The sequence below is a fragment of the Nocardiopsis tropica genome (assembly GCF_042660575.1).
Classification (GTDB): Bacteria; Actinomycetota; Actinomycetes; order Streptosporangiales; family Streptosporangiaceae; genus Nocardiopsis; species Nocardiopsis tropica.
The window spans coordinates 24,925-41,160 of the sequence record NZ_JBHSUF010000016.1 but is presented as its reverse complement, the minus strand read 5'-3'; the positions used below and the strand labels follow the sequence as shown (position 1 = coordinate 41,160).

General features: G+C 73.2%; 13 protein-coding genes and 1 pseudogene. 5 read left to right on the top strand and 9 right to left on the bottom strand.

Features of this window, described 5'->3' with window-relative positions:
- Positions 1 to 154: 154 nt before the first annotated feature.
- Both ACFQBR_RS23915 and metH read right to left on the bottom strand, forming a co-directional pair.
- The gene (locus ACFQBR_RS23915) at positions 155 to 862 is read right to left on the bottom strand and encodes an HAD family hydrolase (RefSeq protein WP_267945251.1); all 708 of its coding nucleotides are present in this window, start codon (positions 860 to 862) and stop codon (positions 155 to 157) included.
- Positions 863 to 1,129: 267 nt separating this feature from the next.
- A complete protein-coding gene (gene metH / locus ACFQBR_RS23910) occupies positions 1,130 to 4,603 on the bottom strand; it encodes a methionine synthase (RefSeq protein ID WP_344181899.1) in 3,474 nt (1,157 codons plus the stop codon).
- Positions 4,604 to 4,884: 281 nt separating this feature from the next.
- On the opposite strand from metH, the gene ACFQBR_RS23905 reads away from it, so the two are divergent.
- Positions 4,885 to 5,724, top strand: coding sequence for a PAC2 family protein (locus tag ACFQBR_RS23905; protein WP_267945253.1), 840 nt, complete (start codon positions 4,885 to 4,887; stop codon positions 5,722 to 5,724).
- A 78-nt stretch (positions 5,725 to 5,802) separates the two neighbouring features.
- Here ACFQBR_RS23905 and ACFQBR_RS23900 read toward each other — a convergent pair whose 3' ends face one another.
- The gene (locus tag ACFQBR_RS23900) at positions 5,803 to 6,213 is read right to left on the bottom strand and encodes an ABATE domain-containing protein (protein WP_267945254.1); all 411 of its coding nucleotides are present in this window, start codon (positions 6,211 to 6,213) and stop codon (positions 5,803 to 5,805) included.
- 178 nt (positions 6,214 to 6,391) lie between these two features.
- Positions 6,392 to 7,588, bottom strand: a complete 1,197-nt coding sequence (locus ACFQBR_RS23895; protein ID WP_344181904.1) for a hypothetical protein — start codon at positions 7,586 to 7,588, stop codon at positions 6,392 to 6,394.
- 119 nt (positions 7,589 to 7,707) lie between these two features.
- Here ACFQBR_RS23895 and ACFQBR_RS23890 point away from each other — a divergent pair, with 119 nt between their 5' ends.
- Positions 7,708 to 8,229 carry a nitroreductase family deazaflavin-dependent oxidoreductase gene (locus ACFQBR_RS23890; RefSeq protein WP_267945256.1) on the top strand — a complete coding sequence of 174 codons (522 nt, stop codon included), beginning with the start codon at positions 7,708 to 7,710 and terminating at the stop codon, positions 8,227 to 8,229.
- A gap of 151 nt (positions 8,230 to 8,380) precedes the next feature.
- Here ACFQBR_RS23890 and mshC read toward each other — a convergent pair whose 3' ends face one another.
- From mshC to ACFQBR_RS23875, 3 genes are all read right to left on the bottom strand, one after another.
- A complete protein-coding gene (mshC, locus tag ACFQBR_RS23885) occupies positions 8,381 to 9,604 on the bottom strand; it encodes a cysteine--1-D-myo-inosityl 2-amino-2-deoxy-alpha-D-glucopyranoside ligase (RefSeq protein WP_352986608.1) in 1,224 nt (407 codons plus the stop codon).
- 116 nt (positions 9,605 to 9,720) lie between these two features.
- The gene (locus ACFQBR_RS23880; protein WP_267945258.1) at positions 9,721 to 9,903 is read right to left on the bottom strand and encodes a hypothetical protein; all 183 of its coding nucleotides are present in this window, start codon (positions 9,901 to 9,903) and stop codon (positions 9,721 to 9,723) included.
- Positions 9,904 to 10,235: 332 nt separating this feature from the next.
- Complete coding sequence (locus ACFQBR_RS23875) at positions 10,236 to 11,090, bottom strand: helix-turn-helix domain-containing GNAT family N-acetyltransferase (protein ID WP_344181907.1); 855 nt, start codon at positions 11,088 to 11,090, stop codon at positions 10,236 to 10,238.
- 95 nt (positions 11,091 to 11,185) lie between these two features.
- Here ACFQBR_RS23875 and ACFQBR_RS23870 point away from each other — a divergent pair, with 95 nt between their 5' ends.
- Positions 11,186 to 12,673, top strand: a complete 1,488-nt coding sequence (locus ACFQBR_RS23870; protein ID WP_344181909.1) for an FAD-dependent oxidoreductase — start codon at positions 11,186 to 11,188, stop codon at positions 12,671 to 12,673.
- Between the two features lie 370 nt (positions 12,674 to 13,043).
- Here ACFQBR_RS23870 and ACFQBR_RS23865 read toward each other — a convergent pair whose 3' ends face one another.
- Entirely contained in the window at positions 13,044 to 13,247 is a 204-nt protein-coding gene (locus ACFQBR_RS23865) for a hypothetical protein (RefSeq protein ID WP_267945261.1), read from the bottom strand.
- Positions 13,248 to 13,862: 615 nt separating this feature from the next.
- A complete protein-coding gene (locus ACFQBR_RS23860; RefSeq protein WP_344181911.1) occupies positions 13,863 to 14,171 on the bottom strand; it encodes a transposase in 309 nt (102 codons plus the stop codon).
- Positions 14,172 to 14,241: 70 nt separating this feature from the next.
- On the opposite strand from ACFQBR_RS23860, the gene ACFQBR_RS23855 reads away from it, so the two are divergent.
- Together ACFQBR_RS23855 and ACFQBR_RS23850 are read left to right on the top strand one after the other, a co-directional pair.
- A complete protein-coding gene (locus tag ACFQBR_RS23855) occupies positions 14,242 to 15,375 on the top strand; it encodes an RNA-guided endonuclease InsQ/TnpB family protein (protein WP_344181913.1) in 1,134 nt (377 codons plus the stop codon).
- A gap of 137 nt (positions 15,376 to 15,512) precedes the next feature.
- A pseudogene (locus tag ACFQBR_RS23850) lies at positions 15,513 to 15,917 on the top strand (siderophore-interacting protein); the annotation flags it as partial.
- Positions 15,918 to 16,236: the final 319 nt, after the last annotated feature.

Sequence of the window (16,236 nt, the reverse complement as noted above, 5' to 3'; positions counted from 1 at the left end):
CGCGTGCCGGCGGGCCGGGAGGAGGGCGCGGGGCACCCCGACGGCGGCCCCGCCCGCCGGTCCCCCGGGGCCGGGCGGGGCCGCGGGGAAGTCCGGCGCACGGACGCCGGGCCCGCCGCCGGCCCTCCTCCCCTGCCCGGGCCGGGGAGGACGGTCAGCGGTCGGCGACCAGCGACTCCAGCCAGTCCAGGTCCACGCCCACCAGGCTGTCCCGGAAGACCACGCCCTCGCGCGGCGGGATCTCCACGTGGTTGGGCACGGCGACCGTGACGCACCCGGCGTCGGCCGCCGAGGCCACGCCCACCACCGAGTCCTCGAAGGCGACGCAGCGCTCGGGGTCCACGCCCAGGCGCCGGGCGGCCCTGAGGTAGGGGTCGGGGTGCGGCTTGTTGGCCTCGACCTCGTCACCGGCCACGGAGTCGTCGAAGCTGTCGATGCCGATGCCGCCGATCGCCGCCTGGATGAGCTGCCGTTCGGTGGAGGTCACCAGGACCACGGGCACACCGGCCAGCGACAGCATGTCCACCAGCTCCTTGGCCCCCGGGCGCAGCTGGGCCCCGCCCTCGAGCTTGGTCCGGAACTTCGCGTAGAGCAGGTCGGCCACCTGGCGCGGGGTGAGGTGGTCGGCCCCGGTCAGGGCGACGATGTAGCGGCCCACGGGCTCGGCAGCGTTGCCGACGTTGGCCTCGTGGTCCCTCTCGGTCCACACCCCGCCCAGCTCGGCGACCAGCTCGGCCTCGGCCTCGCCCCACAGGTGCTCGCTCTCGATGAGGGTGCCGTCCATGTCCAGCAGCACGGCCTGGAGCCGTCTCCCGGTCCCGGTCTCGGAGGTCTCACGGCTCAGCGTGCTCGGTTCACTCATGCGTTCGGCGGCGCGTCCCGGCACCCGGCCGGGCGGAGCGCCGCACTCTCCCCTCGTGTGTGATGGGTACCCCAGCCCGCCCGCGGGGCGCCCCTGCCGTTCATCGTGCCGAACCGGGGGCGCCCGCGCCGTGAAGAGGACCTGTCGGCGTCCTTTCCACACTACGAACACTCGGGCGGGGGCGGGAGGAGAGCTGCCCCACAGTCCGCGCCCGGGAAAAGGGGCGCGGCCCCGCCCCCGGTCCGGGGGCGGGGCCGCGCGTCCGGCTCAGACGTTGAAGTACGTCGCCTCCGGGTGGTGGATGACGATCGCGTCGGTGGCCTGCTCCGGCACCAGCTGGAACTCCTCCGACAGGTGCACGCCCACACGCTCGGGCTCCAGCAGGCGCACGATCTTGGCCCGGTCCTCCAGGTCGGGGCACGCCCCGTAGCCCAGGGAGAACCGCGCACCCCGGTAGCCGAGCTTGAAGAACGCGTCCAGCTCCGCCGGGTCCTCTCCCGCGAAGCCCAGCTCGGCGCGGACGCGCGTGTGCCAGTACTCGGCGAGCGCCTCGGTGAGCTGCACCGACAGCCCGTGCAGCTCCAGGTAGTCGCGGTAGGCGTTCTTCTCGAACAGCTCCGCGGTGGCGCGGCTGATCGCCGCCCCCACGGTCACCACCTGGAAGGACACCACGTCCAGCTCCCCCGACTCCTTGGGCCGGAAGAAGTCGGACAGGCACAGGTGGCGGTCGCGGCGCTGGCGCGGGAACGTGAAGCGCGTGCGCTCGGTGACCCCGTCGTCGTCCAGGACCACCAGGTCGTCGCCCTCGCTGTAGCAGGGGTAGTGGCCGTGCACCACGGCCGCCTCCAGCAGGCCGTCCGTCTGGATGCGGTCGAGCCACATCCGCATGCGCGGGCGGCCCTCGGTCTCCACCAGCTCCTCGTAGGAGGGGCCCTCTCCGCCGCGGGCGGCCTTGAGGCCCCACTGGCCCATGAAGGTGGCCCGCTCGTCCAGGAACGCGGAGTACTCGGCCAGCGGGATGCCCTTGCTGATCCGGTCCCCCCAGAACGGCGGGGTGGGCACCGCATTGGTGGTCGACACGTCGCTGCGTGCGGGCATCTCCTCGGGCTCGGTGACCTTGAGCCTGGCCCCCGTCTTGACGCGGCGCTGGCGCAGGGCCGGCAGCGAGGCGCCCTCCTCGCCGCGCTTGACCGCCATGAACGCGTCCATCAGGCGCAGGCCCTCGAAGGCGTCCTTGGCGTAGCGCACCTCGCCGTCGAAGGTCTCGGCCAGGTCCTGCTCCACGTAGGAGCGGGTCAGCGCCGCACCGCCGAGGAGGACGGGGAAGCGCTCGGAGATGCCCCGGGAGTTCATCTCCTCCAGGTTCTCGCGCATGATCACCGTCGACTTGACCAGGAGCCCGGACATGCCGATGACGTCGGCCCGCTCGGTCTCGGCCGCCTCCAGGATCGCCGAGACGGGCTGCTTGATGCCGATGTTGACGACGTCGTAGCCGTTGTTGGACAGGATGATGTCGACGAGGTTCTTGCCGATGTCGTGGACGTCGCCCTTGACGGTGGCCAGGACGATGCGGCCCTTGCCGTCGTCGTCGGTCTTCTCCATGTGCGGTTCGAGGAAGGCGACCGCCTTCTTCATGACCTCGGCGGACTTGAGGACGAACGGGAGCTGCATCTGGCCGGAGCCGAACAGCTCGCCGACGGTCTTCATGCCGGACAGGAGCGTCTCGTTGACGATGGCCAGGGCCGGCTTGGACCGGAGCGCCTCCTCCAGGTCGGCCTCGATGCCGGTGAGCTCCCCGTCGATGATGCGGCGCTCCAGCCGCTCCCACAGGGGCAGCGCGGCCAGCTCCTCCGCGCGGGAGGCGCGCATGGACTTGGCGTCCACGCCCTCGAACATGTCCATGAACGCGGAGAGCGGGTCGTAGTCGCCCTCGCGCCGGTCGTAGACGAGGTCGAGCGCGACCTTGCGCTGCTCCTCGGGGATCTGGTTGATCGGCACGATCTTGGAGGCGTGCACGATGGCCGAGTCGAGCCCCGCCTGGACCGCCTCGTGCAGGAACACCGAGTTCAGCACGATGCGGGCGGCCGGGTTGACGCCGAAGGACAGGTTGGACAGGCCCAGGATGGTCTGCACCTCGGGGTAGCGGCGCTTGAGCTCGCGGATCGCCTCGATCGTCTCGATGCCGTCGCGGCGCGTCTCCTCCTGCCCGGTGGTGATCGGGAAGGTGAGGCAGTCGATGACGATGTCGCCGGTGTGCAGGCCCCAGGTGCCGGTGATCTCGTCGATGAGGCGGCTGGCGACCCGGACCTTCCACTCGGCGGTGCGGGCCTGGCCCTCCTCGTCGATGCACAGGCCGACCACGGCGGCGCCGTGCTCCTTGACCAGCTCCATGATGCGGGTGAAGCGGGAGTCGGGGCCGTCGCCGTCCTCGTAGTTGACGGAGTTGACGACCGCCCGGCCGCCCAGGCACTCCAGCCCGGCCTCCAGGACGGGGAGCTCGGTGGAGTCCAGCATGATCGGCAGGGTGGAGGAGGTGGCGAAGCGGGAGGCCAGCTCGCGCATGTCGCTGGCCCCGTCACGGCCCACGTAGTCGATGTTGAGGTCGAGCAGGTGGGCGCCGTCGCGGATCTGGTCGCGCGCCATCTCCACGCAGTCGTCCCAGCGGCCCTCCAGCATCGCCTCGCGGAACTTCTTGGACCCGTTGGCGTTGGTGCGCTCGCCGACCGCCAGGTAGCTGGCGTCCTGCCGGAAGGGCACGCTCTGGTAGAGCGAGGAGGCCGAGGCCTCCACGAACGGCTTGCGGTCCTTGATGCCGCGTCCCTGGACGCGCTCCACGACCTGGCGCAGGTGCTCGGGGGTGGTGCCGCAGCAGCCGCCGGCCAGGCTGAGCCCGAACTCGGAGGTGAACGTGTCGTGGGCGTCGGCCAGCTCTGCCGGGGAGAGCGCGTAGACCGCGCCGTTGGCGCCCAGCTCGGGCAGGCCCGCGTTGGGCATGCAGGAGATGGGGATGCGCGAGTGGTGCGAGAGGTAGCGCAGGTGCTCGCTCATCTCGGCGGGGCCGGTGGCGCAGTTGAGGCCGATGACGTCGATGCCCAGGGGTTCGAGGGAGGTCAGCGCGGCGCCGATCTCCGATCCGAGCAGCATGGTGCCCGTGGTCTCGATGGTGACCTGGGCGATGATCGGGATGTCCTTGCCCAGGGCCTTGCGGGCACGCTGGGCCGCCACCACGGCGGCCTTGACCTGGAGCAGGTCCTGGCAGGTCTCGATGAGGATGGCGTCGGCGCCACCGTCGATGAGGCCCCGGTGGCACTGCTCGTAGTAGTCCCTCAGGAGGGCGTAGGGGGCGTGGCCCAGGGTCGGCAGCTTGGTGCCGGGTCCCACGGAGCCGAGGACGTAGCGGGGTTGGTCGGGGGTGGAGTAGGCGTCGGCGGCCTCTCGGGCCACCCGTGCTCCGGCCTCCGCGATCTCGTAGGTCCTCTCCTCGATGCCGTACTCGGCCAGACCCGAGAAGTTGGCGGAGAAGGTGTTCGTCTCGATGGCGTCGGAACCCACGGCAAGAAAGGCGGCATGGGTGTCGCGGACGATGTCGGGACGGGTGAGGTTGAGGATGTCGTTGCATCCCTCGTGGCCCTCGAACTGGTCGAGGTCGAGATCGTGAGCCTGGAGCATGGTGCCCATAGCTCCGTCCGCCACGAGGACGCGTCGGGACAGTGCTTCACGGAAGGTGAGGCGAGCTCTCATGTTCAGCAACTCTATGTAAGAGCACCGGGGCGGCCCAGTTCTGTCCCCGTGATGCGTGGCACTGGGTCGACCCGCGGCGCGGGGCGGGTCGGGCGTCCGGGGACAGCTGCGTCCGTTTCAGTCGCTGTCTCCGAGGCTACCCCATAGGCTGTTTCAGCACGTGAGACAGGTGTCCCACCTCGCGTGCGCCAGGCCCCCCTGGCCGGGCCCGCATAACGGTTTCCCGGGTGGGGCGGCACCCCATAGGGTGGACTCCGTCCACGTGCAGGAAGGGGCCACCGATGATCAAGCTCGCCCGGGAGCTTGTCGAGCCTGTCATGGTGGCGGCGTTCGAGGGTTGGAACGACGCAGGGGAGGCCGCGAGCCTCGCCGTGGAACACCTGTCCAGGGAGTGGGGCGCGTACGAGCTGTGCGCCCTGGCTCCGGACGACTACTACGACTTCCAGGTGACGCGTCCGCGCATGTCCGTGGTGGAGGGCGTGGTCGGCGAGGTCGAATGGCCGACGACGCGGGTCCAGGTGGCCTCTCCGCCCGGGGCCGGGCGCGACGTGGTACTGGTCACCGGGCCCGAGCCGAACATGCGGTGGCGCTCGTACGCGGCCGACCTGCTGGCGATCGCGCGGGAGCTGGGTGTCACCCGCGTGGTGATGCTGGGCTCGCTGCTGGCGGACGCCCCGCACACGCGGCCGATCCCGGTGACCGGGATGGCCACGCCGGTGGACCTGGGCACCGACCTGGGTCTGGAGCCGACCACCTACTCGGGGCCGACCGGGATCCTGGGCGTCGCGCACGAGACGTTCAGCTCCGTGGGCATGGAGACGGTGTCGCTGTGGGCGGCCATCCCCCACTACGTGGCCCAGCCGCCGTGCCCGAAGGCCACCCTGGCGCTGCTCGCGTGGGTGGAGGACTTCCTGGGCGTCCAGGTCCCCCTGGGCTCGCTGCCCGAGGAGACGGTGACGTGGGAGGCCAACGTCAACGAGCTGACCGCGGAGGACGAGGACATCGCGTCGTACGTGCGCGGCCTGGAGGAGGCCAAGGACACCGCCGAGCTCCCCGAGGCCTCGGGCGACGCGATCGCCCGGGACTTCGAGCGCTACCTGCGCCGCCGCGACGACGGCTGACATCCGGGCGCGACGCCCACGGGCCCCGGCCGCGGCCACCCCGCCGCCGGGTCCCGCCCCTGGTCGGAAGGGTCCCGCTCACACCCGCAGGCCGCGCCACTCCCCCGTGGCCAGGACCGCGGCCCAGGCCCCGGCGATGCGGGCCAGGCCGCGCCGCACCTCGTCCACGACGGCGGGGGCCAGCTGTCCCCCGGAGTCGCGGGCGGGCTCCAGCCGCACGGTGACCCGCAGGCCGTCCAGAACCTTCTGCCCCCGCGCGATCGCCTCGGTGTCCGGTTCGGAGTCCCGGTCCAGGACGGCCCGGATCCCGTCGCGCAGGGCGATGGCCTCGTCGAGGTCGGCGAGGGTGATGGGGATGGCCCCCTCGGTGGCCAGGTGGTGCCGGCGGAGGAACCGCGCGAGGTCGGCCCGGTCCGTCAGGTGACCACCGGTGGAGACGAAGTCCGCGATGAGTTCGGCGGCCGCGCTGTGCCGCGTGGGGGTTGTCATGGGGGTTATCCCACCACGCCTGAAGCCCTGATACGGGTGTTTGGCAGAGGTCGTGGCCACAGGTGGTCACCCTGCACGTGCATATCGAGACGAAGATGAACAAATCCCCTCCGGGCCTTGCCGGGAGCGGACGGGGCCCCTGCGGGCCGGGCCCCGCACCCGGTGTCCGCCCCCGCGTTCAGACCCCGGCCAGGGCGCTGATCCCGACGCGGTCCCCCGGCAGGCCCAGCCCCTTGAGGTGGACCCGGAAGTTGGCGATCCTGCCCTCCCACAGGGCGTCGTTGTCGAGCAGGGCCGACAGGTAGGCGCGCTGTACCGCGGTGAGGTCCCGGCACGCGCCGGCCTCCCCGGCCGCGGGGAACGCCACCCGCAGGAGCGGGCCGACGTCCTGGGCGCCGACGTACGTGGAGGACAGCGGCACCATCGCGCGCAGCACCGGCAGCAGCCGTTCGGCGTCGTCGGGGGCCGCCCGCTCGGCGAGCGCCCGGGCCAGGGTGAACCGGACGTGGCCGGGGAAGTACGCCGGACGCCTCCCGAACCAGGCGTCCGCCGCGGCCGGGTCGGCCAGTGCGGCGGCCAGCTCGTCGGTGGCGGCCGGGTTGCCGGCCTGGGAGGGGGCCAGGGCGGCGCAGGCACGGATCGCCGGGTCCGCGTGGGCGAGGAACTCGGCGGTGTCCCGCCCGGCCTGTCCCAGCGCGAGGACGATCACCGCGCCCTCGTCGCGGGACTCGGCCATGTCGGCCGCGCCGGACAGGTCCGGGTCGAACCCGCCCAGGCGGGCGGCGGCCGTCGCGGCCTCCACCGCGTGCATGCGCGTCACCGGGTCGGGGTGGGTGAGGTGGGGGTGGACCGCCTCGTACAGAACGGGGGCGGCGGCGCGCATGTCCGGGCCGACCCGGTACATGAGGGCGTCCATCACGGGGTCCTCCCAGATCTCGGCGTCCTCGGCGGCGTCCGGGGCGTTCAGCGCCGCGTACACGCGGTCGAGGTCGGCCTCGGAGGGCGGTTCGGGCGGCGCCTGGTCCCCGGGGGCGGGGCAGTGCAGCGCGCCCTCGGCGGCCGAGGCGAGGAAGCCCAGCAGGAGCTGCCGGAGGGGTGCGGACTCCCCTGAGGCGGTGAACGGCGTCGTGGCCGGGGCCGCGAGCGCGGGGCGGTCCAGGATCCCGGCGACGAACAGCGCCGCGGGGACCGTCGCGGAGTACACGGTCCCCTGGTGGAGGATCGCGCTGTACAGGTAGCCCAGGGCCCGCTCGCTCCCGCCGGGGTCTCCGGTGAGCAGGGGCGCCAGGTGGTCGGGGGCGTCGGCGCCGGAACCGTAGGCGTGGAAGGTACGGTTCCAGTCGGTGTCGCGGAGTACGTCCGGTCCTGTCTGCATGTCCGGGATTGTGGCACCGCCCTCGGACGGTTCGCGGGCGTGGCGGCGGCGGGGCGGGGCGGCGTCGTCGCTACACTCGGGGCGCCCGTGCCCGGGACCGTACCCAGGAAGGCCACGCCATGCCGTTCGCCCAACCGCCCACCACACCCCTGAGCCGGGCCCTGTTCCGCGCGCCGATCTGGATCTACAGGTTGGGGCTGGGCGGGGCCCTCGGAGGCCGGTTCGTGCTGCTGACGCACCGGGGCCGCACGACGGGGGAGGCCCGCCAGGCGGTGCTGGAGGTGGTGGGACGCAACGACACCACGGGGGCGGTGCTGATCGCCTCCGGCTACGGTCGGCGCTCCCAGTGGTTCCGCAACATCGTCGCGGAGCCGCGTGTGCTGTTCCAGGTCGGCGGGCGGCGCCACCGGGGCACGGCCACCGTGCTCTCCCCGCAGGAGTCCGGGGAGGCGCTGGCGCACTACGCGGAGCGCCACCCCGAGGCCGCGGTGGCGCTGATGCGGGGGCTGGGGCACGAGGTGGACGGCGGCCCGGAGTCCTTCGCGAGGGTGGGGGCCGATCCGGAGAACGGCATCCCGGTGGTGCGGCTGAGCCCCGACGACCCGCCCCGGTCGCCCTACCCGGACTTCTCGGCGCCCTGACGGGGCGCCTCCGGCAAACCCCGCGCCCCGACAGGGCCCGTGCCCGGCAAGGGGCGCGGCGCCGCCTGCGCGCGACGCGGTGCGCCCTTCCTGCGGCGGACGGGGCGTCGGAGCGCCCCGGGGCCGGGGCGGGACCCCGGCCCGGAAAACCCTAGAGGGCGACGCCCAGGAGGGTGTCGACCGTGGCCCGCACCAGGGCGGGGGCCGCGGCGTCCGTGCCGCCCGCGGTGAGGGCGGTGTCGGCCCAGGCGTCCACGGCGGCCAGCGCGCCGGGCGAGTCCAGGTCGTTCGCCAGGGCCGCGCGCACGGCGGCCAGCACGGGAGCGGCGTCCGGTCCCGCCCCCAGGGCGAGGGCCGCGCGCCAGCGGGAGGCGCGCTCGGCGGCGGCGGGGAGCTCCACGTCGGTCCACTCCCACGGGGAGCGGTAGTGGTGCGTGAGCATGGCCAGGCGGATCACGGCCGGTTCGACGCCCTGCTCGCGCAGCTTGGACACGAACACGAGGTTGCCCAGGGACTTGGACATCTTCTCGCCGTTCAGGCCGACCATGCCGACGTGCAGGTGGTGCTGGGCGTTGGGGCCGCCCGTCGTGGCGCGGGTCTCGGCCGCGCCCATCTCGTGGTGCGGGAAGATCAGGTCGCTGCCGCCGCCGTTGAGGTCGAAGTTCGGGCCGAGCCTGTCGAGGGCGATGGCGCTGCACTCGATGTGCCAGCCGGGACGGCCGCGACCGAGCGGGCTCTCCCAGGCGGGTTCGCCGGGGCGTTCGGCGCGCCACAGCAGCCAGTCGAGCGGGTCCTTCTTGTCGGCCCGCGCGGGGTCGCCGCCGCGCTGGCCGAACACCTCCAGCATCTCTTCGCGGCTCATGTGGCTGATCTCGCCGAAGTGCTCGGCCTCGGCCATGGAGAAGTAGAGGTCGCCGTCGATCTCGTAGGCGGCGCCGGTGCCGCGGATGCGCGCGGCGAGCTCGCTGATGAGGTCGACGGACTCCACGACCCCGACGTAGGAGGTCGGGGGGATGATCCGCAGCGCGGCCATGTCGTCCCGGAACACGTCGATCTCGCGGTGGGCGAGGTCGCGCCAGTCCACGCCCAGGGCCTCGGCCCGCTCCAGGAGCGGATCGTCGATGTCGGTCGTGTTCTGCACGTAGTCGACGTCGTGGCCGGCGTCGCGCCAGACCCGGTTGACCAGGTCGAAGGTGAGGTACGTGAAGGCGTGTCCGAGGTGGGCGGCGTCGTAGGGGGTGATCCCGCAGGCGTACATCCCCGCCCGGGGCCCCGGCGTCGTCGTCTCTATCCGTCCGGTGGTGGTGTCGTGGATACGGAGGGGGCCGCCGGTACCCGGCAGGGGGACGATGTCAGGCGCAGACCATGAACGCATACCCGGAAGACTATCCGCACGGCCGTGCGGCGAACGCCCGGGGACGGGTGCGGGCGGTGGGTGAAAATCCCCCCAGTACAGCCGGGAATAGTGCCGCGGCCGGAGCTCCGGCCGCGCTATGCGGCGATGCCGCGGTGCCCCCTGCCGATGAGGAGCGCGCCGGACACCGCGGCCGCGGCGCACACCGCCGCGAGGCCCTCGTTGCCCAGCCGCCAGTGCAGCAGCGCACCGCTCACCGAGACCACGTAGAGGAGCCAGTACGCCCCGCTCTCCACCAGGTTGCCGTGACGGCCCTCCATGCTTCCCCCTACCTCGTACGCGTGACTCCCACGCGCTCGACGGCGCGAGCACCGTCTCTCTCAGAGACGCCGTGGTCACACAGGGGGTTGACAGATCTTTCCCACCAACAATGTGACGGTGGTTATGGAGACGGCCGCACCCCTGTTCACCAGGGAGGAGGAGCTGTGGGGCTGTCCTGGGGGCGGTGGGGGGCGTGGTCACCGTGTGGCTGGAGTGATCGGCCCCGCGGGCAGACCCCGTCGTCTCGAAATCTCCGCCCGCGCCTCCCGCGACGGCGCCCCGCCCGGCCGGGCCGTCGCGCGCCCCGGCCCGCGCCGCCCCCGCCGTGTCATCAGGCCCGGTCGTCCTCCGGCCTCCGCCGTTCGAGGAGGACGGTGTCGCGCCAGGCGCCGTGGTGGCGGGCGATGCGCTCGCGCACCCCGACGGTGCGAAAGCCCGCCTGGTGGTGCAGGGCCAGGCTTGCCCGGTTCTCGGGGAAGACCGAGGTCTGCAGGGTCCACAGGCCCGCGGCGTCGGCCTCGGTGACCTGCCGGTACAGCAGCGCCTTTCCCACGCCCCGGCCGCGGGCGCCCTCGGCGACGCACACCGACGTCTCGGCCACCCCGACATAGGCCTCGCGGGAGGAGGCCGGCGAGGCGGCGGCCCAGCCCACCACGGTCCCGTCGGTCTCGGCCACCCAGCGGTGTCCCGGGAGCCACCTGGCCTTCAGGTCCTCGACGGCGGGGGCCTCGGTTTCGAAGGTGGCGTCGCCGGTGGCGATGCCCTCGGCGTAGATGCGGTGCACCTCGGCCAGGTCTGCGTCGGCCATGGCACGGGTGGTGGTGTCGGCGGGCAGGTCGGTGGGGCAGCAGGGCCGGGCGTTGAGCATGCCCATGACGGCGTCGGCGGCGTGGGGCAGGCCGGTGCAGCAGGCGGGGTTGACGGCGACCCGGGTGGAGGTGCCCACCCTGGTCAGGGTCACGAAGCCGACGTCGGCGAGTTTGCGCAGGTGGTGCGAGACGGTGGGCTGGCGCACGTCCACCATCTCGGCGAGCTGCCCCACGCTGACCGAGCCGGGGGTGGTGGCGATGGCGTGGAGCAGTTGGACGCGCATGGGTTCGGCCAGGCAGGCGAACCAGGCGGCGTAGGTCTCGGCTTCGGGCTGGGGCAGTGCGGGTACGGCGCGCTCGGGCCGGGTCACGGTCATGCCCCACATTATCGACCACGATCTATGGTTGCTTCCATCGATATTCATCGATAGAGTCACGCTTCATAGGCAGCAGTCGATGAAAGAGGTGTGTCATGGCCGAGGAATCTCCTGTCGTGGTGATCGGCGCCGGCCCCGCGGGGCTGGCGGCGGCAGCGGAGCTGGTCGCGCGCGGGCTTCCGGTCCTGGTCCTGGAGAAGGGCGACCGGGCCGGGGCGGCCGTGTCCGAGTGGGGGCACGTGCGGCTGTTCTCGATGTGGCGCGACCTGGTCGACCCGGCGGCCGAGAAGCTCCTGGCCGCCACCGGGTGGCGGCGCCCGGACGACGGCGGGTACCCGACCGGCCGAGAGTGGGTCGACGCCTACCTCGCTCCCCTGGCCGGGGTCCTCGGTGACCGTGTGCGCTTCGGCGCCGAGGTGAGGGGGGTGAGCCGCCTGGGCCGGGACCGGCTCGTGGACGCCGGGCGCGGGGAGCAGCCCTTCACCGTGCGCGTGCGCACCGGCGCCGGGGAGGAGCGGATCCCGGCCCGCGCGGTCGTGGACGCCTCCGGCACCTGGAACGCGCCCAACCCCGTGGGCGGCGACGGCCTGCCGGCTCTTGGCGAAGAGGCCGCGGCCGCCCACCTGACCTACCGCATCCCCGACCTGGCCGACCCCGCGGTCCGGGCGCGCCACGCGGGGCGGACCACGGCCGTGGTCGGGCGCGGGCACTCGGCGCTGACCGCGCTGGTGGCCCTGGCCTCACTGGCCCAGGAGAGCCCGGGGACGAAGGCGGTGTGGGTGCTGCGGCGCGGGGAGGTCGGCGACGCCTTCGGCGGCGGGGCCGCCGACCAGCTCGCCGCGCGAGGCGCCCTGGGCCAACGGGCCCGCACGGCCGTGGAGGCGGGGCACATCGAGGTGGTGACCGGGTTCCGCACCGCCGAGGTCCGCTCGGCGGACGACCGTCTCGTGCTCGTCGGCGAGAGCGGGCGCGCGCTGGAGCCGGTGGACGAGGTGGTGGCCCTGACCGGGTTCCGACCCGACCTGTCCTTCCTGTCCGAGATCCGCCTCGGCCTGGACCCGGCCCTCCAGGCCCCGGTGGAACTGGCCCCGCTCATCGACCCCAACCAGCACTCCTGCGGCACCGTCTACCCCCATGGGGCGGCCGAGCTCTCCCACCCCGAGCCCGGGTTCTTCCTCGCGGGGATGAAGTCCTACGGTCGCGCCCCCACCTTCCTGGCCCTGACCGGCTACGAGCAGGTCCGCAGCATCGCCGCGCACCTGGCCGGGGACCACGAGAGCGCGGCCCGGGTGGAGCTGGTCCTGCCCGAGACGGGGGTGTGCGGCGGCGCCGGGCTGTTCGACGACCCCACTGCCACCAAGGCCGACGCCGGCGGCTGCTGCGGCCCCGCCGAGGCGGCGGAGGAGCCCGCCGTGGACCAGGGGGGTCGCCGCGGCGGCCTGTCCGGAGCGGAGACGCCCGTGCTCTCCCTCCGCCGGGACCTGCTCCCCGTGACCGGCACGGAAGCGGCTGCCCCGGCCGGCTGCTGCGGTGGCGCACCCTCTCCGGACGCCGGAACGGCCGAACCGGCGCCGGCGCCGTGACACCGCGCACGAGCGGGCGCGGGAGTCAGGGGGCGGGGTGTTCCTCTCCCGTTTCCGCGTGACACCGCGCCCCGGCCGGGAGCGGGCACGCCGCACACGGCCCCGGGACGTGCGGCATACGGGAGCGAAGTTCGGACAGGGCGGGGTAGGGAGGCGGCGGAGCGCGGGGCGGGCGCGGGCTGCTGTCCGCCCTGCCCGGTACCTCGACCGCCCGGAGGCGGTCGGAGGGCGGGCGGGGATCGGAAGGGGCCGGTGTGGGCGCGGACGTGCGGGGAGTCCGCGCGACCCACCGGTCGGGACCGCGCGACGCCGGCCGCGGACGGTCCGGCGCTCCGGCCCGGGGGTTCCGGGCGGCCGGAGGCCGCCGCGGTCAGGGCCTGGCGGCGGCGGCCAGTTCCAGGTGCTCCAGTTCGTCGGTCACGCGCACGAGGTCGGGGTCGCCGTCGGGACCGAACTCGACGATCTCCGCCCGGACGGCGCGCAGGCGCCAGCGGGCGCGGGAGGTGTCACGGGAGGCGGCCCGCGCGAACTGGTCGGAGACGGGGTGGGCCTGGTGGGATGCGGTGGCGCTCATGGAATGGTCCTTTGAGGTGGGTCGGTGTTCAGGAAAGCCCCGGGTGCACGGTTCGACACGGTTTCCGTGCCCCGGGTTCACCGAGTACACGGTCCCGTGCCGCGCCTATGACGCGGTTTCGGAATCCTTTCGCCGCCCTCGCGGACGACGCATCGGCCCGGAGATCACTCCGGTCCCTCCAACACCGTTTTCCGGCAACTCTTGCTATCTCCCTCCCCTTCTGGCCCTCCCCTATGCCCCCGTCGCCGCGGTTCCTGCCACCGGCTCCGTTCGGCCGGGCCGGGCGGGGCATCGCCGCAGGCCGGAGCGGGGAGGCTTCGCCCGACCGGGGCGGACGCGGTGGTTCCGGCCGTCCAGGGACCGCGGGAACGCGTGGCCGCTTCCGCCGGGGCGGCGGGCCCCGCACGGGGAGAAGAATGTTGGGTAGGCTAACCTAACTTCTTCCTGACCCGCCCGAGGTCGCCCGACCCCGGCGGCCTCCGCCCCTCCCCACCCCCTGGAGAAGAGAACGCCATGCGCATCCGGCAACCCGAACGCAGCGCGATGGTCCGCGCGCACGTCGTCCGCGTCCGCGGCCGAGCCCGGCTACGAGGCCGGGCTGTTCGCGGAGGGGTGCTACCTGTCTTGTCCGAGGGTGCTCCGGCGTTCACGCCAGAGGTGAATCGGATCCGAACACACGCCCGTCCCTCGGGACGGGCGTTTCTGGTCCTCGATGTACTGACGCAGGACACCGATCGGCGCGCCGCCCACCGACCCGGCGAAGTACGACCCGGACCACAGGCGTTCGGCTCGCCAGTAATGGGACTCCAGTTCGGTCTCGAAGCCGGCGCACACCGCCCGCATGATCTCCTCCATCCGTGACAGGTGGCGGTCGGTGAAGACCCGGTGCCGGTACTTCGTCACGAAAACCAAGTGCGCGTGCATCGCGAAAACACAGTGTCTGCCGGTCCTGACATCGCTCTCCTCGCCCCTAGGCCAACGCTAGGATGCGGGTGTGCAGCTGCGGTACTCCTTCCGCGTGTACCCCGACGCCGACCAGCGCACCGCACTGGCCAAGGCGTTCGGGTGCGCTCGCGTGGTCTACAACGACGCCCTGCGGGCCCGCGAGACCGCGCGCGCCCAGGGTCAGGCGTTCCCCACGGCCGGCGAGCTGTCCAAGAAGCTGATCACCGACGCCAAGCGCACCCCCGAACGCGAGTGGCTGGGCGGGGTGTCGGCGGTCGTGCTCCAGCAGGCGCTGCGTGATGCGGACACCGCCTACCGCAACTTCTTCGACGGCCTCCAAGGCAAACGCCCCAAGACGGGCCCGCCCCGGTTCAAGTCCCGCAAGGACCACCGGCAGTCGGCCCGGTTCACCGCCAACGCCCGCTGGAAGATCACCGGCCAGGGAAAACTGTCCCTGCCCAAGATCGGCGAGGTCAAGGTGAAGTGGTCCAGGCCCCTGCCCTCGGCCCCGGCCACCGTGACCCTCCTCAAGGACGCCGCCGACCGCTACTTCGCGTCCTTCGTCGTGCGGACCCAGGACGAACCCCTCACCCAGACCACCGATGATGTGGGCATCGACCTGGGATTGGGGCACTTCGCCGTCCTGTCCGAGGGCACCAGGGTCGCCAACCCCCGGTTCCTGCGCCGCGCCCAACGCAAACTGCGCAAGGCCCAGCGCGCCCTGTCCCGCAAGGCCGAGGGGTCCAAGAACCGGGCCAGGGCCCGTCTGGGGGTCGCCCGCGTCCACGCCCGTGTGGCCGATGCCCGCCGCGAGTTCCACCACCAGCTCTCCACCACGATCATCCGTGACAACCAAGCGGTGTACGTGGAGGACTTGTGTGTGAAGGGGCTCGGGCGCACGCGGTTGGCCAAGAGCGTGCACGACGCCGGGTGGGCGGCGTTCGTGAGCATGCTGGAGTACAAGGCCGCACGGTATGGGCGCACCTTCGCCAGGGTCGACAGGTTTCTGCCTTCCTCGCAGACCTGCCACACGTGCTGGGTGGTGGACGGGCCCAAGCCCCTGCACGTGCGGAAGTGGACCTGCCGGGCCTGTGGGACCATCCACGATCGGGACGTCAACGCGTCCCGGGTCGTGCTCGCCGCTGGACGCAAACTCGCCGGAGCGCGGGAAGCGGAGAGCTGAAACGCCTGTGGAGGCCGGGTAAGACCACCGCTTTCGGGTGGGGCACCGGTCCGCGAAGCAGGAACCAGCGGACGCCGCGAGGCGTCTCGCGCCTACAGCCGCGAGGCTGCGGGAATCCCCGGAGCTCACCCCGGGGAGGACGTCAATACCTGCCGCCGGAGAACGCGGACTGGCACCTGCTGGTGGGGGACGAGAGCGCGGTCCCCGCACTGCTGTCCATCGTCGAGCAGGCCCCCGCGGACCTGCGGGCCGAGGTCTTCCTCGAGGTGCCCGAGGAAGGGGATGCCCGGGAGGTGGCGGCGCCCGAGGGCGTCCGCGTCCGCTGGCTGCCCCGTGACGGGGCGGCGGCGATACCCGGGGCGCTCGCCCTGGAGACCGTCCTGTCCGCGGAGCTCCCCCCGGGGACGCCCTACTGCTTCGTGGCCGGGGAGCGGGGCCTGCCCACCGGCCTGCGCCGCGCCCTGGTGCGCGAGCACGGGGTCCCCAAGGCCAACGTCTCCTTCGTCGGCTACTGGCGCCACGGGGCGGCGGCCTCCAAGTAGGGGGCGGGACGGGGCGGGAGGGCGTGCGGGGCACGGGCCGGCGCGGACAAGGCGCGGGGAGCCGACGAACGGCCGCCGGGACGACGCGGAGCGGAGGGACGGCGGGCGGGACCGGGCACGGCCGGGGGACGCGCGGTGCCCGGCGTCGGGGCGACGCCGCCCGGTTCGGGCAAGAACGGGGTTCCCACCCCTTGCACACCAAGGTGACTAAACGTACAGTAACTTTACAATCCAACGGGTCACGCGGCGACCACGCTGGGTCGCCTCCCGCCGTGACCTCCCAGGGTCCGCGTCCGACGGCCCGACTCCGCCCGCTGAC